The 21,161-nt window shown below is 69.1% G+C and carries 24 protein-coding genes and 2 tRNA genes; 22 read left to right on the top strand and 4 right to left on the bottom strand.

Annotated features, from left to right (window positions below; all coding sequences use genetic code 11):
• The first annotated feature begins 19 nt into the window (after positions 1-19).
• The 6 genes from ACQEV1_RS50255 (at position 20) to ACQEV1_RS50230 (ending at position 2,996) form a co-directional block, all read left to right on the top strand.
• Positions 20-93 (top strand) — tRNA-Met (locus tag ACQEV1_RS50255).
• Between the two features lie 82 nt (positions 94-175).
• Positions 176-340 (top strand): 50S ribosomal protein L33, encoded by a 165-nt coding sequence (gene rpmG, locus ACQEV1_RS50250; RefSeq protein WP_285582773.1) that lies wholly within the window; start codon positions 176-178, stop codon positions 338-340.
• A gap of 148 nt (positions 341-488) precedes the next feature.
• On the top strand, positions 489-926 hold the full coding sequence (locus ACQEV1_RS50245; protein WP_285625096.1) for a MaoC family dehydratase N-terminal domain-containing protein: 438 nt from the start codon (positions 489-491) through the stop codon (positions 924-926).
• A gap of 3 nt (positions 927-929) precedes the next feature.
• Positions 930-1,355: a MaoC/PaaZ C-terminal domain-containing protein gene (locus ACQEV1_RS50240; RefSeq protein ID WP_433405068.1), complete on the top strand. Its 426-nt coding sequence runs from the start codon at positions 930-932 to the stop codon at positions 1,353-1,355.
• Complete coding sequence (locus ACQEV1_RS50235; protein ID WP_433406160.1) at positions 1,352-2,422, top strand: UDP-N-acetylmuramate dehydrogenase; 1,071 nt, start codon at positions 1,352-1,354, stop codon at positions 2,420-2,422. Before ACQEV1_RS50240 ends, ACQEV1_RS50235 begins: the two co-directional genes overlap by 4 nt.
• A 79-nt stretch (positions 2,423-2,501) precedes the next feature.
• On the top strand, positions 2,502-2,996 hold the full coding sequence (locus tag ACQEV1_RS50230) for a VOC family protein (protein WP_433405065.1): 495 nt from the start codon (positions 2,502-2,504) through the stop codon (positions 2,994-2,996).
• A 5-nt stretch (positions 2,997-3,001) separates the two neighbouring features.
• On the opposite strand, the gene ACQEV1_RS50225 is transcribed toward ACQEV1_RS50230, so the two are convergent.
• The 3 genes from ACQEV1_RS50225 to ACQEV1_RS50215 form a co-directional block, all read right to left on the bottom strand.
• The gene (locus ACQEV1_RS50225; RefSeq protein WP_433405063.1) at positions 3,002-4,015 is read right to left on the bottom strand and encodes a CU044_5270 family protein; all 1,014 of its coding nucleotides are present in this window, start codon (positions 4,013-4,015) and stop codon (positions 3,002-3,004) included.
• On the bottom strand, positions 4,008-4,571 hold the full coding sequence (locus tag ACQEV1_RS50220) for an RNA polymerase sigma factor (RefSeq protein WP_285625108.1): 564 nt from the start codon (positions 4,569-4,571) through the stop codon (positions 4,008-4,010). Before ACQEV1_RS50220 ends, ACQEV1_RS50225 begins: the two co-directional genes overlap by 8 nt.
• A gap of 120 nt (positions 4,572-4,691) precedes the next feature.
• On the bottom strand, positions 4,692-5,711 hold the full coding sequence (locus ACQEV1_RS50215; RefSeq protein WP_433405061.1) for an adenosine deaminase: 1,020 nt from the start codon (positions 5,709-5,711) through the stop codon (positions 4,692-4,694).
• Positions 5,712-5,899: 188 nt separating this feature from the next.
• Here ACQEV1_RS50215 and ACQEV1_RS50210 point away from each other — a divergent pair, with 188 nt between their 5' ends.
• From ACQEV1_RS50210 to ACQEV1_RS50200, 3 genes are read left to right on the top strand one after another with little or no spacing between them, the layout of a single operon-like run.
• Positions 5,900-6,760: a hypothetical protein gene (locus tag ACQEV1_RS50210; protein ID WP_285625110.1), complete on the top strand. Its 861-nt coding sequence runs from the start codon at positions 5,900-5,902 to the stop codon at positions 6,758-6,760.
• Positions 6,757-7,356, top strand: a complete 600-nt coding sequence (locus tag ACQEV1_RS50205; protein WP_433405059.1) for a SigE family RNA polymerase sigma factor — start codon at positions 6,757-6,759, stop codon at positions 7,354-7,356. The genes ACQEV1_RS50210 and ACQEV1_RS50205 overlap by 4 nt, the downstream gene beginning before the upstream one ends.
• Before the next feature lie 3 nt (positions 7,357-7,359).
• Entirely contained in the window at positions 7,360-8,091 is a 732-nt protein-coding gene (locus ACQEV1_RS50200; RefSeq protein ID WP_433405056.1) for a hypothetical protein, read from the top strand.
• 139 nt (positions 8,092-8,230) lie between these two features.
• Here ACQEV1_RS50200 and ACQEV1_RS50195 read toward each other — a convergent pair whose 3' ends face one another.
• A complete protein-coding gene (locus ACQEV1_RS50195) occupies positions 8,231-9,433 on the bottom strand; it encodes a pyridoxal phosphate-dependent aminotransferase (protein WP_285625120.1) in 1,203 nt (400 codons plus the stop codon).
• A 244-nt stretch (positions 9,434-9,677) separates the two neighbouring features.
• Between ACQEV1_RS50195 and ACQEV1_RS50190 the strand changes: the two genes are divergently transcribed.
• The 13 genes from ACQEV1_RS50190 to ACQEV1_RS50130 all read left to right on the top strand — a co-directional run bounded on the left by ACQEV1_RS50190 (position 9,678) and on the right by ACQEV1_RS50130 (position 21,125).
• Positions 9,678-9,751: transfer RNA gene (locus tag ACQEV1_RS50190), tRNA-Trp, on the top strand.
• Between the two features lie 101 nt (positions 9,752-9,852).
• The gene (gene secE / locus ACQEV1_RS50185; protein WP_285625121.1) at positions 9,853-10,098 is read left to right on the top strand and encodes a preprotein translocase subunit SecE; all 246 of its coding nucleotides are present in this window, start codon (positions 9,853-9,855) and stop codon (positions 10,096-10,098) included.
• A 57-nt stretch (positions 10,099-10,155) separates the two neighbouring features.
• Positions 10,156-10,917, top strand: a complete 762-nt coding sequence (gene nusG / locus ACQEV1_RS50180) for a transcription termination/antitermination protein NusG (protein WP_285625123.1) — start codon at positions 10,156-10,158, stop codon at positions 10,915-10,917.
• Between the two features lie 138 nt (positions 10,918-11,055).
• The gene (rplK, locus tag ACQEV1_RS50175) at positions 11,056-11,487 is read left to right on the top strand and encodes a 50S ribosomal protein L11 (protein ID WP_285625125.1); all 432 of its coding nucleotides are present in this window, start codon (positions 11,056-11,058) and stop codon (positions 11,485-11,487) included.
• Positions 11,488-11,555: 68 nt separating this feature from the next.
• The gene (rplA, locus tag ACQEV1_RS50170; protein WP_285582751.1) at positions 11,556-12,278 is read left to right on the top strand and encodes a 50S ribosomal protein L1; all 723 of its coding nucleotides are present in this window, start codon (positions 11,556-11,558) and stop codon (positions 12,276-12,278) included.
• A gap of 260 nt (positions 12,279-12,538) precedes the next feature.
• Positions 12,539-13,375 (top strand): LppX_LprAFG lipoprotein, encoded by an 837-nt coding sequence (locus ACQEV1_RS50165; protein WP_285625127.1) that lies wholly within the window; start codon positions 12,539-12,541, stop codon positions 13,373-13,375.
• A gap of 177 nt (positions 13,376-13,552) precedes the next feature.
• Positions 13,553-14,434 (top strand): hypothetical protein, encoded by an 882-nt coding sequence (locus ACQEV1_RS50160; protein WP_433405049.1) that lies wholly within the window; start codon positions 13,553-13,555, stop codon positions 14,432-14,434.
• 1,352 nt (positions 14,435-15,786) lie between these two features.
• Positions 15,787-16,644: a hypothetical protein gene (locus tag ACQEV1_RS50155; protein WP_433405046.1), complete on the top strand. Its 858-nt coding sequence runs from the start codon at positions 15,787-15,789 to the stop codon at positions 16,642-16,644.
• A 248-nt stretch (positions 16,645-16,892) separates the two neighbouring features.
• On the top strand, positions 16,893-17,459 hold the full coding sequence (gene rplJ / locus ACQEV1_RS50150; RefSeq protein ID WP_285582741.1) for a 50S ribosomal protein L10: 567 nt from the start codon (positions 16,893-16,895) through the stop codon (positions 17,457-17,459).
• Between the two features lie 75 nt (positions 17,460-17,534).
• Positions 17,535-17,924: a 50S ribosomal protein L7/L12 gene (rplL, locus tag ACQEV1_RS50145; RefSeq protein ID WP_285582740.1), complete on the top strand. Its 390-nt coding sequence runs from the start codon at positions 17,535-17,537 to the stop codon at positions 17,922-17,924.
• Positions 17,925-18,280: 356 nt separating this feature from the next.
• Positions 18,281-19,303: an ABC transporter ATP-binding protein gene (locus tag ACQEV1_RS50140; RefSeq protein ID WP_285625133.1), complete on the top strand. Its 1,023-nt coding sequence runs from the start codon at positions 18,281-18,283 to the stop codon at positions 19,301-19,303.
• Between the two features lie 134 nt (positions 19,304-19,437).
• The gene (locus tag ACQEV1_RS50135; RefSeq protein WP_433405042.1) at positions 19,438-20,271 is read left to right on the top strand and encodes an MlaE family ABC transporter permease; all 834 of its coding nucleotides are present in this window, start codon (positions 19,438-19,440) and stop codon (positions 20,269-20,271) included.
• Positions 20,271-21,125: an MlaE family ABC transporter permease gene (locus ACQEV1_RS50130; RefSeq protein WP_285582735.1), complete on the top strand. Its 855-nt coding sequence runs from the start codon at positions 20,271-20,273 to the stop codon at positions 21,123-21,125. The genes ACQEV1_RS50135 and ACQEV1_RS50130 overlap by 1 nt, the downstream gene beginning before the upstream one ends.
• Positions 21,126-21,161: the final 36 nt, after the last annotated feature.

Genomic DNA, 21,161 nt, shown 5'->3' with positions numbered 1-21,161 from the left:
TCCTCCCGGATTTGTTCGTGGCGGAGTAGCTCAGTCAGGCAGAGCAAGCGGCTCATAATCGCTGTGTCGCCGGTTCAAGTCCGGCCTCCGCTACTACCTCACCGATCGCCCGCACACGTGAGCGATCCGGTGAGGGATGTCAGTCAGTTGTCCCTCGGAAGGAAGGCACTCCCTAGTGGCTGCCACCGACGTACGGCCAAAGATCACGCTGGCCTGCCAGGAGTGCAAGCACCGCAACTACATCACGCGGAAGAACCGGCGCAACGACCCGGACCGCATGGAGCTGAAGAAGTACTGCCCGAACTGCCGCAAGCACCAGGCGCACCGCGAGACTCGCTGAGTAGCGCCGCCTTCGGGCGTCACCGAATCTCATCCGGCCCGTCCCGGCGATCTGCCGGGGCGGGCTGAACCACGTTCTGTTACGGTCGCCCCATCGGCACCGGCCGGGACCGGTGGCGGTGCGCACCCGGCTCGAAGGGATGGACTGCATGGCGCTGAACCGCGACTTCATCGGGCGGGCGTTCCCGCCGTCGGAGCCGTACGAGGTCTCCCGCGTGAAGATCAGGGAGTTCGCCGAGGCGATCGGTGACCCCAACCCGGTCTACCGCGACCGCGACGCCGCCAAGGCCGCGGGACACCCCGATGTGATCGCGCCACCCACCTTCCCGATCGTCATCACGCTCGGCAGCGACGCGCTGCTCGACCCCGAACTGGGCCTGAACTTCGCGATGGTGGTCCACGGTGAGCAGCGCTTCGAGTACCAGCGCCCGCTGCGCGCCGGCGACGTGGTGGTGACCGAGTCGACGATCTCCGGCATCCGCTCGATCGGCCGCAACGAGCGCCTCGACATCCAGACCGTCGTCACGACGGTCGAGGGCGAGCACATCTGCACGTCGCACAACGTCCTGATCGAGCGGGGGGCCTGACGCATGACCGCCACGGTGAAGTACGACGAGGTCGAGGTCGGCCAGGAGATCCCGGAGCGCACCTACCCGGTCAAGCGCCTCGATCTGGTCAAGTACGCGGGCGCGTCCGGCGACTTCAACCCCATCCACTGGAACGAGAACTTCGCCAAGTCCGTCGGCCTGCCCGACGTCATCGCGCACGGCATGTACACCATGGCCGAGGGCGGCCGGTTCGTCACCGACTGGGCCGGCGACCCGGGCGCGGTGATCGACTACGGCGTCCGGTTCTCCTCGATGGTCGTCGTCCCCGACGACGAGGGCGCCGAGATCGTGATCTCCGGCAAGATCGAGGAGAAGCGCGAGGACAACACCGTCGTGGTCGCGCTGACCGCCCGCGCGGCCGGTGAGAAGATCCTCACCCGCGCCAAAGCAACGGTGCGCCTGGCCTGATGGCCGTCCTCTGCGAGCGGGTGAACCTCTCCGGCTACACCACGCTGCGCCTCGGCGGTCCGGCGCGACGCTTCGTCGAGGCCATGACCGACGATGAGCTGATCGGCGCCGTCCACGACGCCGACGAGTCCGGCGAGGCGCTGCTCGTCCTCGGCGGCGGCAGCAACCTCGTCGTCGCCGACGAGGGCTTCCCCGGCACGGTCGTCCACGTCGCCACCCGCGGAGTGACGATCACCCCGTCCCCGCGCGGCGGCGTGCTGGTCCGCGCGCAGGCGGGCGAGGAGTGGGAGCCGTTCGTCGCCCGCTGTGTGGAAGAGGGACTCGCCGGGGTCGAGTGCCTGTCGGGCATCCCGGGCCGCCTCGGCGCGACGCCCATCCAGAACGTCGGGGCGTACGGCCAGGACGTCAGCGAGACGATCGTCGAGGTCCGCGCCTACGACCGCGAGCGCGGCGAGGTCGTCACCCTCGACCGGGAGGCCTGCGGGTTCGGCTACCGCAGCAGCGCCTTCAAGCGCTCCCGCCGTCACGTCGTGCTGGAGGTGACGTTCGCGCTGGAGCCGGCGGACCTGTCCACGCCGATCCGCTACGCCGAACTGGCCCGCCGCCTGGACGTGCCCGTCGGCGACCGCGTACCGCTCAAGGACGCGCGCGAGGCCGTGCTGGCACTGCGCCGCGGCAAGGGCATGGTGGTGGACGTCGCGGACCCCGACACGCGCAGCGCCGGGTCGTTCTTCACCAACCCGATCCTCGACCCCGGCCAGGTGGCCGAGCTGGAGCGGCGTGTCGCCGACCGGCTCGGCCCGGACGTGACGTTCCCGCGCTATCCGGAGTCCGACGGGCACGTGAAGACCTCCGCCGCCTGGCTCATCGACAAGGCCGGCTTCGGCAAGGGATACGCCCGCGGCCCGGTGCGCATCTCGACCAAGCACACCCTGGCCCTGACCAACCCGGACGGGGCCCGTACCGCCGACCTGCTGGCCCTGGCCCGCGAGGTCCGCGACGGGGTGCGGGCGGCGTTCGGCGTGACCCTGGTCAACGAGCCGGTCTTCGTGGGCGTCAGCCTGTAGTTGAACTCTCAAGTATCTGGCGGGAAACGGGAATCGCGCCGGTGAACCCCGCGTTCCAGTGGTCATGCCGATCAGAGGTTTGAACCACGCTGTCCTGTTCGTACGCGACGCACAGCGCAGCGCCGCGTTCTACCGCGAGGTACTGGGCTTCCGGGAGATCGTGAGCCTGCCGGACGCCGTCTTCCTGCGGGCACCGGAGTCCGACAACGATCACGACCTGGGCCTGTTCGGTGTGGGGGAGGCCGCCTCGGCGTCCCCGGCGGGCCGCTCGGCGGTGGGGCTGTACCACCTGGCCTGGGAGGTCCCCACCCTCGGCGACCTGCGCGATCACCGCGACCGCCTGGCGGAGGCCGGCGCCCTGGTCGGAGCGAGTGACCACGGCTCGACCAAGGCGCTGTACGCCAAGGACCCGGACGGCCTGGAGTTCGAGGTCTCCTGGCTGGTCCCGCACGAGCTCCTGGGCGAGGAGACCGAGATGCGAACCCTGCCGCTGAACCTGGAGGCCGAGATCGAGCGGTACGGCGGCGACCGGGTGGGCGCTCTGAGCCGCGTCCCCCCGGCCGCCCGAGCCTGACCGCCTCAGGAAAGCCGTCCCGGACGGTCGACGACCCTGGTGCTCAGCAGGGCGGTGACGGAGAGCGTCTGGCCCCGCGCGACGCCCTTCAGGTCGGCGAAGCGCCTGTTGTAGGCGGCGGGATCGTCGAGAACGTCGCGTGAGCCGAGCGGGACGTAGCTTCCGCGGTCGAAGATGATCTCCTCCCTCGTTCCGTCCTCGAAGGTGAGGGCGACCGCCACGCCGTGCCGTCCGGCCGCGTCGACGGCGTCCTTGACGAGAGTGATGCCCGGGATCTTCTTGGTGGCCTGGAACAGCGCCGCCCGCAGTGTGGGCGGCACGTAGCTCTGCGTGACCATCCCCTCGACCCCGTCGAACACCTCCTCGTCGGAGCTCCGGTCGCGGATGGGGTCGGCGCTGTGCCGTCCGGGGTACCTCCGGTGGAGCGCGGCGAGGAGCTTGTCCGGGTCGCGGGGCAGCCGGTCGAGTGAGAGGTAGTTGTTCGGGTCGCCCAGCGGCCCGCCGTTCGGCTGCCGGAGCGGACTCGTGCTCCACGCCTCGCCGGCCGGGGCGCCGCCGCCGGTCCTTTTCTCCTGGAGCAGGCCGTCCGCCTTTCCGTCGGCCGGTATCCAGGTTCTCAGGTGCGTGTTCTGCCAGCCACGTGCGGCGCCTCGCACGCCGCCCGAGCCGTACTCGCTCCTCAGCACCTCGGTGTACACGAACTGCGTGGGACGCGGCTCCGGGTCGTGTCGGTGCCGGGCGGCCGTGGCGGCGTTGTCGAGCACCTCGGCGGCGCTGGCCGGCTCGGCCTTCAGCACGCCCGGTTCGCGGTCACCGTCCACGACCTGAACGACCACCAGGCCGACGGCGAGCGCGGCGCCGAGAGCACCGGCTCCGAGAGCGACCCGGCCGAGGCGCGGCAGCCGGAGACCGCGCGGCCGTGTGTGCGCGGCGAGCCGGGCGCGTGCCGCCACGACGCTGTCCGCGGAGGGCGACGGCTGGGCGTCGTGGTGGTCGCGCAGCATCCGCATCTCATCCATGGACGTACATCTCCTTGCCGAGTGTGGCGCGAAGTCGCTTTCTGGCCCGGTTCAACCGTGAGCCGACGGTTCCGGCGGGGATGCCGAGGGCGACGCCGACCTCGTCGTAGGCGAGCTGTCCGCAGGCGACGAGGAGGAGGACGTCGCGGTCCCCCTTGGACAGGGCCGCGAGCCCGGCGGCGAGCCGGGGGTTCATGCGCTCGGCGCTGACCCGGTCGGCGACCCGGTCGGCGTGGGAGTCGGCGTCGTCCCGTTCGGCCGCCCGGCCCATCGCGCGGTAGGCGCGTATCTCGGCCCGCCGATGCCGGCCGATCAGGTTCGTGGCGATCCCGAAGAGCCAGGCACGTGCCTCGGGTCTGGCCAGGTCGTAGCGCCGCCGCTGGTCGAAGGCGGCCAGGAAGGTGTCGGCGGCCACGTCGTCGGCGGCGGCCGGACCGAGCCGGGAGGCCACGTACCGATGGATCCGCGCGTAGTACCGATCAAAGATCACGGAGAACCGTTCCGGCTCGTCGCGGGACTGTTCGATGAGCTCCGCATCGGTCGGCTCGTCAGGCACCCGGACGACTCCGGGTGGCGATGTGTGCGGCAAGGCCATGCATCTGGTGCCTTTCGTGGGGTTCGGAAAGCCACCGTTCATTGCCCGCACTCGTGATTCGCCTTCACGGCCTCCCGCGGCTCAGGTCTCGCGGAGCCACCTGTCCACGTCTTCCAGCATCCGCTTCTGCAGGTCCGCCGGGGCGGCCGAACCGCGGATCGAGCAGCGGGCCAGTTCCGCGAGTTCCGCGTCCGTGAAGCCGTGCACCTCGCGTGCCAGCTCGTACTGCCGCGTCAGCCGGGATCCGAACAGCAGCGGATCGTCCGCGCCCAACGCGATCGGGACTCCCGCCGAGAAGATCTGCCGCAGCGGCACCTCCGCCGCCGTCCCGAACACCCCCAGCCCGACGTTGGACGACGGGCACACCTCCAGCGTCACGCCGCGCGCCGCCAGCGTGGCCAGCAGCGACTGATCGTCGGCCGAGCGGACCCCGTGCCCGACCCGGTCGGCGTCCAGGGCGTCCAGGCACGCCCGTACGCTCGACGGTCCCAGTAGCTCCCCGCCGTGCGGCGTCGACAGCAACCCGCCCCGCTTGGCGATGCGGAACGCCGCGTCGAAGTCGTACGCACGGCCGCGCCGCTCGTCGTTGGACAGGCCGAACCCGACGACGCCGCGCCCGGCGTACTGGACCGCGAGGCGGGCCAGCGTCCGCGCGTCGAGGGGATGCCGCGTACGGTTCGCCGCGATGATCACGCCGATGCCCACGCCGGTCGCCGACGAGGCCGCGCGTACGGCGTCCAGGACCAGTTCGGTGAAGGCCGTCAGCCCGTCGAACCGCGCGGCGTACCCGCTCGGGTCCACCTGGATCTCCAACCAGCCCGAGCCCTCCGCGGCCTCGTCCTCGGCCGTCTCGCGCACCAGCCGGCGTACGTCCTCCTCGTCGCGGAGCACCGAACGGGCGATGTCGTAGAGCCGCTGGAACCGGAACCAGCCGCGTTCGTCGGTGGCGCGCAGGCGGGGAGGCCACTCCTCCACCAGGGCGTCGGGCAGGTGCACGTTGTGCCGGCGGGCGAGCTCCACGAGCGTGGTGTGCCGCATCGAGCCGGTGAAGTGCACATGCAGGTGGGTCTTCGGCAGCGCGGCGATCGGACGGGCCTCCATGCGGAGATATAACCGTATGCCCCTGCCCGCTCATGCCACCTCCCCCGAGAACCGCCCGTCCGGGCCATGCCGGGACCGCCTGAAAAAAGTTTTGGAGAGGCGTGCAACCCCCCATGGGACTCACGCGTATATGAGGGGCGCGAGAGCAGAACAGGCTGAACCAACACAGGCTGAAAGGGCATGACTCAATGAAGACGCTCAAGGTAGCTCTGCTGGTGACCACTGCGGCCGGAGCCGTCGCCGCGGGCGGTGTCACGTACGCGACCGTCGGGAACAGCAGCCCCGCCCCGAGCGCCCCCGCGGCCGTCAAGGACGTGGCCAAGCACGCCCCTGAGGTGAAGACGCCCACCACCCCGACCGTGCCCTCGGTCCCCACCTGCGTGCCGAACCTGCCGAAGGGCAGCAAGGCCCTCACCGCCGCGCGGGCGAAGGTGAAGAACGAGATCGAGGCTCTGGCCGCCAAGGCGCCGAACACCCCGCTGACCCTGCCCGCGCTGCCGGGCAAGGCGCCGAAGGTGCTCCCCGCCGCGGAGCTCGCGAAGCTGCCGGTGAGCAAGCTGCCCACCTGCCACGCTTCCACCGAGCAGAAGGCCAAGACCGCGACCCCGCCGAAGGTGCCTGCCGCGCCGTCCCTGCCGGACGCCGTCTCCTGCGACAAGGTCCCGGCCGTGATCAAGAACGAGCAGGCCAAGGCCAAGCAGTTCACGCTGCCGAACGGCGCGAAGTTCGGCGTCGTCCACGCGCACAGCATCACCATCCAGAGCCGCGCGGCGTGCGTCTGGACCCAGCAGCTCGTCGGCTCCCTGCCCGGCACCATCACGGTCGACCGCATCAAGACCCCGCCGCAGGTCACCCTGGCCGAGCTGGCGCAGGAGCTGAAGATGCCCGGTCAGTTCGTGTCGGTGAGTGGCGGAAACGCGTGGCAGACGCCGACCCACGAGGGCATGCTGTGGATTGACGACAGCGGCTACGCGGTCCGGCTCACCGGCACCAACCCGGCGACGGCAGCGCTGCTGCCGGGCATCGCCTCCCAGCTGCACACGCAGTGAGCACGGCGCGGGTGGCCCCGGCGCGGCGGGCCACCCGCGACCGGTCGGCATTCGATGTGGGGTTCACCGGACGGAGCACATTGGCGCGTCGAGATGACGAGTCATTCGTCAAGTTCGTGACGGAGCGGGGTACCGCACTGCTCCGCACAGCGAGTCTGCTGTGCGGTGCGCGGTCGGACGCGGAGGACATCCTGCAGACGGCCCTGGAAAAGGCCTATCGGCACTGGCACAAGATCAGTACCGATGCCGATCCGGAGCCGTACGTCCGCCGCATCCTCGTGAACCTCACGGTGAGCCGGGCGAGACGATGGCGGGTTCTGCGTGAGGTGCACATGCCGAGCCCGCCGGAGGTCCCCTCGGCATCGGAGACGGCCACGGTCGAGCTCCGGGGAGTCCTCATCGACGAGTTGCGCCGTCTCGGTCCGCGCCAGCGAGCGGTGCTCGTCCTCCGTTACTGGGAGGACATGTCAGAAGCCGACACGGCGAAGATGCTCGGATGTTCGGTCGGCACGGTAAAGAGTCAGGCCGCGCGGGGGCTCGCGCGGCTGCGTGAGCGGATGGGCTCATCCGCCCACACGGCAGCCTCAAGGGGGTGAACCATGGATCTGGAAGATGAGCTGCGGCAGGCCATGGCGGACCATGTCACGGAGCTGTCCGCGCCGGGAGATCTCGCCGCGGGCGCCAAGCGCCGCCATCACCGGACGGTACGACGCCGCGCGGCGTTCGCCGTCGGTGCCGCCGGGGTGATCGTGGCGGCCGGGATGATCCCGGCGTACAACACGATCCACCCGCAGACCGTCGGTGCGGACGGTCCGGAAGGTCGGAAACAGGGGCAGCAGACGACCCGCACGCTGTCCACGTCGCCGACGCCTTCGACGGACGTCCCCTCGAGCTCGCCTGGTGCCGGACCGAAGGGTTCACATCCCGCGGGGAGGCCGACGCGTCAGTCCGACGACACCCCAAACCCTGGCCTGAGCACGGTCAAGGCGCTGCTCACCTACCTTCCCCACGGCCTCACCGCCAAGCCGTGCACGACCGAGCACACGGGCACGAAGGACACCAAGACCTGCCGCTGGAGCGGTTCCAGCGGCTGGATCGAGGTGCGCCTCGTCCACGGCAAGGGGCTCAAGTCGCCGTCCGACCTGAAACTGGCCCCCGTGGTGGCCAAGGCGTTCCGTGTGCACGGCCACCAGGGCCTGCGTGCGGACGGCCCGGCGCTGCCCAACCAGATCATGTGGATCGAACGGCAGGGCCTGGGGGTCTGGGTCGGCGTGAGCCCGTCGCTCGGCGGCAGCATGACCCGTATCGCCGAAGGTGTGAACGTCACCTGAGAGGCGCCGGGACGCGCCGCCCTCCACCCCGAGCGTCCCGGCACCCACAGAAGAGGCCGCCCCGTCATCGGACGACGGGACGGCCTCTTCGCCGTGTCGGCGGCCGGAGGTCGTCCATGGATTCCCCCGGCCGTGTGCCTCAGTGAGCCTCGGCGAGGAGCTTGGCCATCCGGCCCACGCCCTCGGCGAGGTCCTCGTCGCCCAGCGCGTAGGACAGGCGGAAGTACCCCGGCGTGCCGAACGCCTCACCCGGCACCACTGCCACCTCGGCCTCCTCCAGGATCACCGCCGCCAGCTCCACGGACGTCTGCGGACGCTTGCCGCGGATCTCCTTGCCCAGGAGCTGCTTGACCGACGGGTAGACGTAGAAGGCGCCCTGCGGCTCCGGGCACAGCACACCCGGAATGTCGTTGAGCATCCGGACGATGGTCTGCCGGCGGCGGTCGAACGCCTCGCGCATCCGCGCGACGGCCGTCAGGTCGCCGCTCACCGCCGCGAGCGCCGCGGCCTGGGAGACGTTCGCGACGTTGGACGTCGCGTGCGACTGGAGGTTCGTGGCGGCCTTCACGACGTCCTTGGGGCCGATCATCCAGCCGACACGCCAGCCGGTCATGGCGTACGTCTTGGCCACGCCGTTGAGGATGAGAGTGCGGTCGGCCAGCTCGGGCACCACCACGGGCATCGAGGAGAACTCCGCGCCGCCGTACACGAGGTGCTCGTAGATCTCGTCCGTGATCACCCACAGGCCGTGCTCGGCCGCCCAGCGGCCGATCTCGGCGACCTGCTCGCGGCTGTAGACCGCGCCGGTCGGGTTGGACGGGGAGACGAACAGCAGCACCTTCGTACGGTCCGAACGGGCCGCCTCCAGCTGCTCCACGGTCACGAGGTAGCCGGTGGTCTCGTCGGCGACCACGTCGACCGGCACGCCGCCGGCCAACTTGATCGACTCGGGGTACGTCGTCCAGTACGGGGTCGGTACCAGCACCTCATCGCCCGGGTCGAGCAGCGCGGCGAACGCCTCGTACACCGCCTGCTTGCCGCCGTTGGTGATGAGCACCTGGGACGCGTCCGCCTCGTAGCCGGAGTCGCGCTTGGTCTTCTCCGCGACCGCAGCCTTGAGCTCGGGCAGCCCGCCCGCGGGCGTGTACTTGTGGAAACGCGGCGTACGGCAGGCCTCGACGGCGGCCTCGACGATGTAGTCGGGTGTCGGGAAGTCCGGCTCGCCGGCGCCGAATCCGATGACCGGGCGGCCCGCGGCCTTCAGCGCCTTCGCCTTGGCGTCCACGGCGAGTGTCGCCGATTCGGAGATCGCGGCGATCCGGGCGGAGATTCGAGTGCTCATGAGTCCTCCTTCGTCGGGAGAGCGACCATGGGCGCTGTGTTCATCGATTCACTCGCTCGCTCGCTCATAGGCCCCATCGTCGCAGACGGCGTACGGAGATCTCAGCCGGATATAGGCTGAGGTCGGAGCCGAGCCGAGCGCGCTACGGCGTTTGGTTCGACGCGGAGGTGGTTTGACACGTAGACTGCAGCACTTAGTGACGTCGCCCAGGGATCTGACGCGCCCTGAGGTGGTGTTACTGCGAAGGGCAGTAGCTCAATTGGCCAGAGTCCCGGTCTCCAAAACCGGTGGTTGGGGGTTCGAGTCCCTCCTGCCCTGCGGATTGCGGTTCGCGGCTAACCTGTAGTACGCGGACGTAGTGATGCGCACGCCCGCAGCGGAGTTTGCGACACGACCGACGAGGGGATGCGTCGACAGCGATGGCGACTGACACGCGCGGCGACGCCGCGACCAAGGACAAGGAGAAGAAGCCGCGCCGGAAGCGGACTTCTCCTGTGCTGTTCTACCGCCAGGTGGTCGCCGAGCTTCGTAAGGTCATCTGGCCGACCCGTCACGAGCTTGTCACGTACACGACCGTTTCGCTGATCTTTGTGATCATTGTGCTGGCGATCGTGTTCGGTCTCGACCAGCTGTTCAACTGGTTGACCATTAAGGCGTTCGGCTGACTCGGCTGATCCCGCATCGCATCCGGCAAGACACCACGAACGAGAGAAAGAGTGATCGTGTCCGAGTCCCCTGAGCTCCACGACGAGGCCGTCAAGGAGGCCGAGACCGTGGAGACGGCGGCTACGACCGAGGCTGAAGACGTCGCCGCGGAGTCCGCCGAGACGCCGGAGGGCGCCTCGGCCGAGGACGCCGCCGCCGAGACGACCGCGGACGAGTCTCCTGAGGAGTCGGCCGACCCGGTCGGCGACTTCATGACGCAACTGCGGCGCCTGCCGGGCGAGTGGTACGTCGTTCACTCGTACGCGGGGTATGAGAACCGCGTCAAGACCAACATCGAGCAGCGCACCCAGTCGCTCAACATGGAGGACTTCATCTTCCAGGTCGAGGTGCCGCAGCACGAGGTCACCGAGGTCAAGGGCGGCAAGCGCCAGAAGGTCAGCGAGAAGGTCCTGCCGGGCTACATCCTGGTTCGCATGGACCTCACCGACGAGTCCTGGGCCGCCGTACGCAACACGCCTGGTGTGACGGGCTTCGTAGGACTTTCCAACACGCCGTCGCCGTTGCACCTCAGTGAGGTCGCCACCCTGCTGGCGCCCGAGCCGGAGGAGCAGGTCAAGGCGAAGGAGACCGCCAAGACCACGGCCACCGTCGACTTCGAGGTCGGCGAGTCCGTCACGGTCATGGACGGCCCGTTCGCCACGCTGCCCGCGACGGTGAACGAGATCAACGCCGAGGCGCAGAAGCTCAAGGTGCTGGTCTCGATCTTCGGTCGAGAGACCCCGGTCGAGCTGTCGTTCAACCAGGTCTCCAAGATCTGACCCTCCTCGCTCAGCGAGGAGTCCCCGGTTCGCCGGGGAAGTGAAGGGCCCCAACGCGGCGGTCGACGTTCCAGTCGCCGTGTTGCCCGTACCTGCGGGAGTCGGGGCCAAGCCACACAGGAACGCTAGGGGTGAGGCATGCCTCCCAGGAAGAAACTCGCCGCGATCGTCAAGGTCCAGCTGCAGGCCGGTCAGGCGACCCCCGCGCCGCCCGTGGGTACCGCCCTCGGTCCGCACGGCGTCAACATCATGGACTTCTGCAAGCAGTACAACGCTGCCACGGAGTCCCAGCGCGGCAACGTCATCCCCGTAGAGATCAGCATCTACGAGGACCGCTCGTTCACCTTCGTCACCAAGACGCCGCCGGCCGCGCAGCTCATCAAGAAGGCCGCCGGGGTCGACAAGGGCAGCGGCGAGCCGCACAAGAACAAGGTCGGCAGCATCTCCCGCGACCAGCTCCGCGAGATCGCCCAGACCAAGATGCCCGACCTGAACGCCGGCTCGATCGAGCAGGCCGAGAAGATCGTCGCCGGCACCGCCCGTTCCATGGGTATCAACGTCGCCGACTGATCCCGACCAGCGAAACCTGTGGGAGGGCTCGCGCGGCCCGTACCACGCACTCCAGCAAGGAGACGCACATGAAGCGCAGCAAGGCCTACCGCGAGGCCGACGCCAAGATCGACAAGTCCGCTCTGTACAGCCCGGCCGACGCCGTCAAGCTGGCCAAGCAGACGGCGGCCACCAAGTTCGACGCGACCGTCGAGGTCGGGCTCCGGCTCGGCGTCGACCCGCGTAAGGCCGACCAGATGGTCCGCGGCACCGTCAACCTGCCGCACGGCACCGGTAAGACCGCGCGCGTGCTGGTCATCGCCGGTGGCGCGAAGGCGGACGAGGCCCGTGAGGCCGGCGCCGACTACGTCGGCACGGACGACATGATCGAGCGGATCCAGGGCGGCTTCCTGGACTTCGACGCGGTCGTCGCGACCCCGGACATGATGGGCAAGGTCGGCCGGCTGGGCCGCGTGCTCGGCCCCCGCGGTCTCATGCCGAACCCCAAGACCGGCACCGTCACCACCGACGTGGCCAAGGCGGTCACCGAGATCAAGGGCGGGAAGATCGAGTTCCGTGTCGACCGGCACGGCAACCTCCACTTCATCATCGGCAAGGCCTCCTTCGACGAGAAGCAGCTCGTGGAGAACTACGCCGCGGCGCTGGAGGAGATCCTGCGGCTCAAGCCGTCGGCCGCCAAGGGTCGCTACATCAAGAAGGGCACCCTGAGCACCACGATGGGCCCGGGCATCCCGCTCGACCCGAGCCAGACCCGCAACCTCACCGCGGAGCTCGAGGGCGCGGCGAGCTGACCTCGCCGTTCTACTCGTAAAGGGGCGTCTCCCACCGGGGAGGCGCCCCTTTTCGCGTCCGGTCGCGGGTTCGCGAGCTCGAATTGGCCCTGAGGCAGACGCCCGTACGACTTGGGGAGCATGCGGGGATAAACCATTTGGTCCCTGTGGGGGATGTCCGACGAAGCGTTGGGGACAAGACTCGTAATCGGCCGGAGACAGAACGGTTCGCGGACCGAGATCCGCGTCCGGTAGCCATACGCGAGACGCAGGAGGAACCAATGGTTCGTCGATACGCCGTGGGGACGGCGGCGGGAGCCGCGCTCATCGTCTCCCTGACCGCATGCCAGGGAAGCGGCGACGACAAGCAGAGCGCCCAGGTCCCGGCGGCTCAGGCCATCGCCCTGGCGTCGCAGAAGACGTCCACCGTCGACTCGTACAAGGTCGCGGTCACGGCCGCCGGCACCGGCGGCGAGGCGGCGGCCAAGATGCACGGCACCATCCAAATCCGCCTCAAGCCGCAACTCCAGGCCACCGGCACGCTCGACTCGGCCACCGTGAAGGGTCAGTCGCTGCCGGGCGGCGAACGCGCCATCCTCCTCGGGGATGACTTCTACGCCAAGGTTCCGCAGCAGCTGTCGCAGTTCGCCGGCGGCAAGCCGTGGGTGAAGTTCTCGGTCTCCCAGGCGAGCAAGCAGGCGGGGGTCAACCTCGACAGCATCATCAAGCGGGCCAACCCGGCCGAGCAGACGAAGATCTTCACCGGGTCCAAGGACGCCCGCCGGGTCGGCACCGAGAGCATCGACGGCGTGAAGACCACCCACTACGAGGGCACGGTCACCCCGGAGCAGGTCGGTCAGCTCGACCCGCGGGCGCAGCAGGCGTTCAAGCAGTTCTACCAGCGGTCGGGTGCGAACAAGGTGACGTTCGACCTGTGGGTGGGCAAGGACAGCCTGCCGCGCAAGCTCGTCACCAAGGTCACGGCCGACAAGGGCACCGCGTCCTCGACCATGATCTTCAGCGACTACAACAAGTCGTTCTCGGTCAGCGCGCCCCCGGCGAGCGAGGTGACCGACGGAAACCAGCTCAAGAACGCTTTGGGCTCCCAGATGCACTAATAGCGTGCTGACCAGCAGTTTCATCGTTCAAACGGAGTGTCCCGTGACTTAAGTCACGGGACACTCCGTTTAGAGGGCTCTTGCTCAGGTATTGATCCGTCACGCCGCGAGGCGGGCCGAAAGCGAAAAAGGCTCCGCCTCCACCGAAATGGTCGGCCGTCGACGGAAGGACTCGAGATGACAGCAAGGGCCAGTCGATATGTGGCAGGCGCCGCCGCCGGGCTGGCGCTGACGGTGTCCCTCACCGGCTGCCGTACGGATGAGGGCAAGGGCGACGCGGCGGGCACCGACAAGCCCGCGAAGGGCGTGCACCTCACGGCGGCGCAGGAGGCCCTCGGGAAGGCCTCGGACAGCACCGCGGACCTGAAGTCGTTCCGCGCGACCCTGTCGACCTCCAGCGTCGTGAGCGGGCGGCAGACCGACCTCAAGGGCGATCTGGCGTTCCGGCTGAAACCGGACCCGGCGATGAAGCTCGACGTACCCGCGATCAAGTCTCCGGGCAAGACCACGGAAGGCTTCCACGAGGTCTTCACCGACGACACGGTCTACCTCAAGGTCCCCGCGCTGGCCAAGCAGGCCGGCAAGCCGTGGGTGAGCTTCACGACCGCCGAGCTGAGCAAGGCGACCGGAGTCGACGTCAAGGGCCTGGAGAGCCAGGGGCGTCAGGCCGACCCGGCGCTGAACGCCAAGATGCTCACCGCGTCCAAGGACGTGCACAAGGTCGGTACGGAGACGGTCGGAGGTGTCTCCACGACGCACTACCAGGGCACGTTCGCGCTCAGCGACGCCCTGTCCAAGCTCGGCACCCAGCAGCGCGAAGAGGCCCAGAAGATCTTCAACCAGACCGGCCTCGACAAGCTGAACTTCAACCTGTGGATCGACGGGAAGCAGCTGCCGCGCAAGATCACGCTGGCCACGCCGCCCGGAGCGAAGCTGAAGCTCGACACGGCCATGAACTACCTCGACTTCAACAAGCCCGTTTCGATCAAGGCTCCGGCCAAGAGCCAGGTCGCGGACGGCATGAAGCTCAAGGGCGCCGGCTCGAACACCCCCGGCTGACGCCCGCCGTCGAGAGCCACGCGGCCGCCCGGATCACCTCTGGGCGGCCGCGTGTCTTTGCCGGGCTCTCGGCGAACACGTCAACCTCTTCCCGGTGCACGGCGTCTGATCATCGACCACGCGCACGGGAGACGTGCCGTTCATCGAGAGGAAATTCTTCCCATGAGGCCGAAGGCCGCTCGATACGTGGCCGGAGCCGCGATCGCCCTGTCACTGACCGGCTGTAAGGACGCGGGCCGGGACACGGCGGAGGCCGTCGCTCCGACGCCCTCGGACGGCGCCCGCGCGTCGGCCGCCCAGAAGGTCCTGGCCGAAATGGCGGACCGGGCGAGCCGGGTGACGTCGGTCCGGGGGGCGATGTCCACGACGTCCGGTGCGCCGGGTGAGCAGAACGAGACCAGAGGCTCGTTCGTCTACCGGCTCAAGCCGACGGCGGCGATGAGGTTCTACGTTCCGGCCGCCCGGATCGGCGGCCGGAACACCGGAGGCTTCACCGAGATCGTCGTGGGCGGCCGGCTCTACATGTACATGCCGGATTCCGCGGCGGAGACGGACAAGCCGTGGGCGAGTGTCAGGCTCGAACACCCCCGGCTGACGCCCGCCGTCGAGAGCCACGCGGCCGCCCGGATCACCTCTGGGCGGCCGCGTGTCTTTGCCGGGCTCTCGGCGAACACGTCAACCTCTTCCCGGTGCACGGCGTCTGATCATCGACCACGCGCACGGGAGACGTGCCGTTCATCGAGAGGAAATTCTTCCCATGAGGCCGAAGGCCGCTCGATACGTGGCCGGAGCCGCGATCGCCCTGTCACTGACCGGCTGTAAGGACGCGGGCCGGGACACGGCGGAGGCCGTCGCTCCGACGCCCTCGGACGGCGCCCGCGCGTCGGCCGCCCAGAAGGTCCTGGCCGAAATGGCGGACCGGGCGAGCCGGGTGACGTCGGTCCGGGGGGCGATGTCCACGACGTCCGGTGCGCCGGGTGAGCAGAACGAGACCAGAGGCTCGTTCGTCTACCGGCTCAAGCCGACGGCGGCGATGAGGTTCTACGTTCCGGCCGCCCGGATCGGCGGCCGGAACACCGGAGGCTTCACCGAGATCGTCGTGGGCGGCCGGCTCTACATGTACATGCCGGATTCCGCGGCGGAGACGGACAAGCCGTGGGCGAGTGTCAGGCTCGAACACCCCCGGCTGACGCCCGCCGTCGAGAGCCACGCGGCCGCCCGGATCACCTCTGGGCGGCCGCGTGTCTTTGCCGGGCTCTCGGCGAACAGGTCAACCTCTTCCCGGTGCACGGCGTCTGATCATCGACCACGCGCACGGGAGACGTGCCGTTCATCGAGAGGAAATTCTTCCCATGAGGCCGAAGGCCGCTCGATACGTGGCCGGAGCCGCGATCGCCCTGTCACTGACCGGCTGTAAGGACGCGGGCCGGGACACGGCGGAGGCCGTCGCTCCGACGCCCTCGGACGGCGTCCGCGCGTCGGCCGCCCAGAAGGTCCTGGCCGAAATGGCGGACCGGGCGAGCCGGGTGACGTCGGTCCGGGGGGCGATGTCCACGACGTCCGGTGCGCCGGGTGAGCAGAACGAGACCAGAGGCTCGTTCGTCTACCGGCTCAAGCCGACGGCGGCGATGAGGTTCTACGTTCCGGCCGCCCGGATCGGCGGCCGGAACACCGGAGGCTTCACCGAGATCGTCGTGGGCGGCCGGCTCTACATGTACATGCCGGATTCCGCGGCGGAGACGGACAAGCCGTGGGCGAGTGTCAGGCTCAGCGAAGTCAGCAGGTCCACCGGCCCGGGCGTGCTGGCGCTGTCGCAGGGCGATCCGGCGCACGACGTGCGGATGTTCACCGCCTCCACGGACGTTCGCCAGGTCGGCCGGGAGACCGTGGGCGGTGTGCGGACCGCCCACTACCGGGGGACGTTCGGGCTGGCGGCGGGTGTGGCGAAGCTCGGCGGCGAGCAGCGCGCCGAGGAGCGGAAGGCCCTCGCGCAGGTCGGCGCCGACACCCTGGTCTTCGACGTGTGGGTCGATGGACGGCGGCTGCCGCGCAAGGTCGTCTGGGCGACGCCGCCCGGCGCCGAACCGCGCATGACGTTGACGACGAGCTACACGGCCTTCAACATGCCGGTCCGGGTGACGGCTCCGCCGAAGAGTCAGGTGGAGGAGGACCCGGCCCTCTTCGGCGCCGGGAACGACGCCCCCGGCTGACCCGCGATCCACGACGCGTCCGGACGCCGATTTGGAGTCCTGGTTCCGGGCGCGTACTCTTTTGTCTGCCGAAGACCGCCGGTCGTCACCCGCATGGGTGACCGAAGGTCCCGCACAGCGGGTGGCCAGCGCAGGTGATGACGAGAGCCTTCGATCGCGACGTCCGTCGTGCTCGGCCCCGTGCGCCTGCGCCGGGGCTTTTCCTGTTCCTGGGCCTTCCTCACCGGCGTACATCTGGAAGGAGGGCCATGGCGAGAGCGGACAAGACGGCAGCCGTCGCCGAGCTCCGATCTGCATTCGAGAGCTCGAGTGGCGCCGTGCTGACCGAGTACCGCGGGCTCACCGTGGCGCAGCTCAGCGAGCTGCGCCGGTCCCTCGGAGACAACGCACGGTTCGCCGTGGTGAAGAACACGCTGACCAAGATCGCGGCGCGGGAGGCCGGGGTCGCCGAGGAGCTGGGGCAGCTGCTCCAGGGCCCGTCGGCGATCGCGTTCGTCCGCGGCGACGTGGTCGAGGCCGCCAAGGGCCTGCGTGACTTCTCCAAGGCCAACCCGGACCTGGTGATCAAGGGTGGTGTCGTCGACGGCAAGCCGATGACGCCCGACGAGATCACCAAACTCGCCTCCCTCGAGTCGCGCGAGGTCCTCCTCGCGAAGCTCGCGGGCGCGATGAAGGCGTCGATGGGCAATGCCGCCGCCGTCTTCAACGCCCTGCCGGTCAAGGCCGCCCAGCTGGCCGACGCCCTGCGGGTCAAGCGCGAGAGCGAGGGCGAGGCGCCGGCCGAGGCGCCCGCCGAAGCGTCCGACGAGGGTTGATCCCGCGGTCGTAACAGACCTTTTGGAAAGACGTCGTCCCGGTCAGTGACCCGGGCCGACAGGACAGGAGAGATCATGGCGAAGCTCAGCACCGACGAGCTGCTCGACGCGTTCAAGGAGATGACGCTCCTCGAGCTCTCGGACTTCGTGAAGCAGTTCGAGGACACCTTCGACGTCAAGGCCGCGGCCCCCGTCGCGGTCGCCGCCCCCGGCGCCGCCGCCCCGGGTGCCGCCGCCGAGGCCGAGCCCGAGAAGGACGAGTTCGACGTCATCCTCGAGGCCGCCGGCGACAAGAAGATCCAGGTCATCAAGGAGGTCCGCGCCCTCACGAGCCTGGGCCTGAAGGAGGCCAAGGACCTCGTCGACGGCGCGCCGAAGCCGCTGCTGGAGAAGGTCAACAAGGAGGCCGCCGACAAGGCCAAGGAGGCCCTGGAGAAGGCCGGCGCCACCGTGACGGTCAAGTAGTCATCTGCTTCACCGCTCTGTTGGGGCGGCCACCCGGAAACGGGTGGCCGCCCTTTCTCTTGCCCCGGCCACCCGGTGGCGTACGCCGGTGGTTCCGCGTTAACACGCTCTTCACAAGGGCCTTGTTGGACCGCTAGTCTCATAAGGATCCAGTAACGATCTGCTTACGAGGCCCTCGCCGTGACACCGGTATCGGCCATGCCCCCTTCCAATGGTGAAAGGGACGACTACGGTAGTTGCACGCTATACACGGAACCGTCCGCCATCTTGCGGTGGCGCCACGCCATACGGCACCGTGACTCAGCGGTAACTCGCTCGTTGGACCGGATACCCCCCGGCCGGACGAAAGGTGACGAGTGGGCGTCGAAATCAGAGTCGATGGTCTGACCAAGTCCTTCGGACGTCAGGTCATCTGGGAGGACGTGACCCTCACCCTGCCCGCCGGAGAGATCTCGGTGATGCTCGGGCCCTCCGGTACGGGTAAGTCGGTCTTCCTCAAGACGCTCGTCGGGCTGCTCAAGCCCGACCGCGGTCACTGCTGGATCGGCGACCGCGACATGCCGCACCTGCGCGAGCACGACCTGTACGAGACGCGCAAGCTGTTCGGCGTCCTGTTCCAGGACGGCGCGCTGTTCGGTTCGATGAACCTCTTCGACAACATCGCCTTCCCCCTGCGCGAGCACACCAACAAGAGCGAGTCGGCGGTCAAGAAGATCGTCATGGAGAAGATGGAGATGGTCGGCCTGGTCGGGGCCGAACGCAAGCTCCCCGGCGAGATCTCCGGCGGTATGCGCAAGCGCGCCGGGCTGGCCCGCGCCCTCGTGCTCGAACCCGAGATCATCCTCTGCGACGAGCCCGACTCCGGTCTGGACCCGGTCCGCACGGCGTACCTCAACCAGCTCATCGTCGACCTCAACGCCGAGACCAACGCGACGTTCCTCATCGTCACCCACGACATCAACACCGCTCGGACCGTTCCCGACAACATCGGCCTGCTGTTCCGGCGCGAGCTGGTGATGTTCGGCCCGCGCGAGATGCTGCTGTCGAGTGAGGAGCCGGTCGTCCGGCAGTTCCTCAACGCCCGCAAGGTCGGCCCCATCGGCATGTCCGAGGAGAAGGACGTCTCCGAGCTGGAGGCCGAGGCCCGCATGGGGCACGACCCCGGCGTCCTGCCGCCCATCCCGCCGCAGCTCATGCCCGCCGACGGCCGCCTGCGCGCGGCCCAGCGCGCCCCCGGCGAGTGGCTGCGCGCCCACGGCGTCACCCCGCCGGCCGGTTCGTTCGTCGACGAACAGGGCCGCGACTGGCTGGAGGAGTGGCCACGGTACGTCGCCGAACGCACCCCCGTGGCGGGCGGCGCCGGAGGTGGCCGCCCATGACCGAGCGAAGCGAGGGAATCAGAGGACACGGCCCAGTGGTCACACCCTCCGACGCAGGAGGGCTCATGACCGAGCGGAGCGAGGGAATCAGAGGACACGCCGCAGTGGTCACACCCTCCGACGCAGGAGGACGCATGACACAGGCGCCGGAACGTACTGAGTCTGAGACCAAGCCCAGCCGTCTCGCGCCCGTCGCCGACGGTGCGGTCAACGTCATCTTCCGCGAGCCCGGCCGCTTCTTCGCGATGTCGCTCGACACCGCGCGGGCGGCGTTCAAGTGGCCGTTCCAGTGGCAGGAGTTCCTCCAGCAGGCCTGGTTCATCGTCAGCGTCACCGTGGCGCCGACGATCATGGTCGCCATCCCGTTCGGCGCGATCCTGTCGCTCCAGGTCGGCAACCTCATCCGCCAGCTCGGCGCGCAGTCGCAGACCGGTTCGACCGCCGTGCTCGCGATCGTCCGCGAGGCCAGCCCGATCGTGACCGCGCTGCTGATCGCCGCCGCGGCCGGCTCGGCGATCTGCGCCGACCTCGGCGCCCGCAAGATCCGCGAAGAGATCGACGCCATGGAGGTGCTCGGCATCAACCCGCTGCACCGGCTCGTGGTGCCGCGGGTGCTCGCCTGCGCCTTCGTCGGGTTGTTCCTCAACGGCATCGTGTCGGTCGTCGGCATCGCCGGCGGCTACATCTTCAACGTCATGCTCCAGGGCGGCACGCCCGGTGCGTACATGTCCTCCTTCAGCGGCCTCGCGCAGCTGCCCGACCTCTACCAGGCCGAGGTCAAGGCGCTGGTGTTCGGTGTCACCGCCGCGCTGGTCGCCTCGTACAAGGGTCTGACCGCCTCCGGCGGGCCCAAGGGCGTCGGTGACGCCGTGAACCAGACCGTCGTCATCGCGGCCATGGCACTGTTCGTGGAGAACTTCGTGCTCAGCGCGCTGTACTTCCAGCTCGTGCCGCAGAAGGGAATGTGATGGTCGCGAGTACGCGCGGCGGCGGCTTCCGTGCGGCCAAGCGTGTCGTCGACGCGCCGCTGGAGCGCCTCGAGGACTTCGGCCGCCAGATGGCCTTCTACGTGCGCGTGTTCGCCTGGGTCTGGCGGGTGCTCATCCGCTACAAGAAGGAGGTCGTCCGGCTGCTGGCCGAGGTCAGCCTGGGCACCGGCGGCCTGGCCGTCATGGGCGGCAGCGTGGCGATCGTCGCGTTCATGACGTTCTTCACGGGCACCGAGGTCGGCCTGCAGGGCTACAACGCCCTCAATCAGATCGGCAGCGCCGCATTCAGCGGCTTCGTCTCCGCGTACTTCAACACCCGGGAGCTCGCGCCGACGGTGTCGGCGCTCGCGCTGTCGGCCACGGTCGGCTGCGGCTTCACCGCCCAGCTCGGCGCCATGCGGATCAGCGACGAGATCGACGCCCTGGAGGTCATGGGCGTGCCGTCGCTGCCGTTCCTGGTGACCACCCGCATGGTGGCCGGCATGCTGGCGGTCATCCCGCTGTACGTCATCGGCCTGCTGGCCTCGTTCTTCGCCACGCGGATCATCGTGACGGTGTCGTTCGGGCAGTCCAGCGGCACGTACGACCACTACTTCTATCTGTTCCTGCCGCCGCACGACGTGTTGTGGTCGTTCGGCAAGGTCCTCGTCTTCGCGATGCTCGTGATGCTCATCCACTGCTACTACGGCTACAACGCCAGCGGCGGCCCGGCCGGCGTCGGCCTGGCGGTCGGGCGCGCGGTGCGTACGAGCCTCGTGGTCGTGAACGTCGTGGACCTGCTCATGGGGATGGCGATCTGGGGCACCACGACGACGGTCCGGATAGCCGGTTAGAGGACGAGAAGGTGACAACCGCGATGATGACGGGTG

Origin of the sequence: Actinoallomurus sp. CA-142502, assembly GCF_050936355.1 — a bacterium.
In the GTDB taxonomy this organism is placed as follows: domain Bacteria; phylum Actinomycetota; class Actinomycetes; order Streptosporangiales; family Streptosporangiaceae; genus Actinoallomurus; species Actinoallomurus iriomotensis.
The sequence above is the reverse complement of the archived record's forward strand: the minus strand, read 5'-3'. Positions and strand labels throughout refer to the sequence as shown.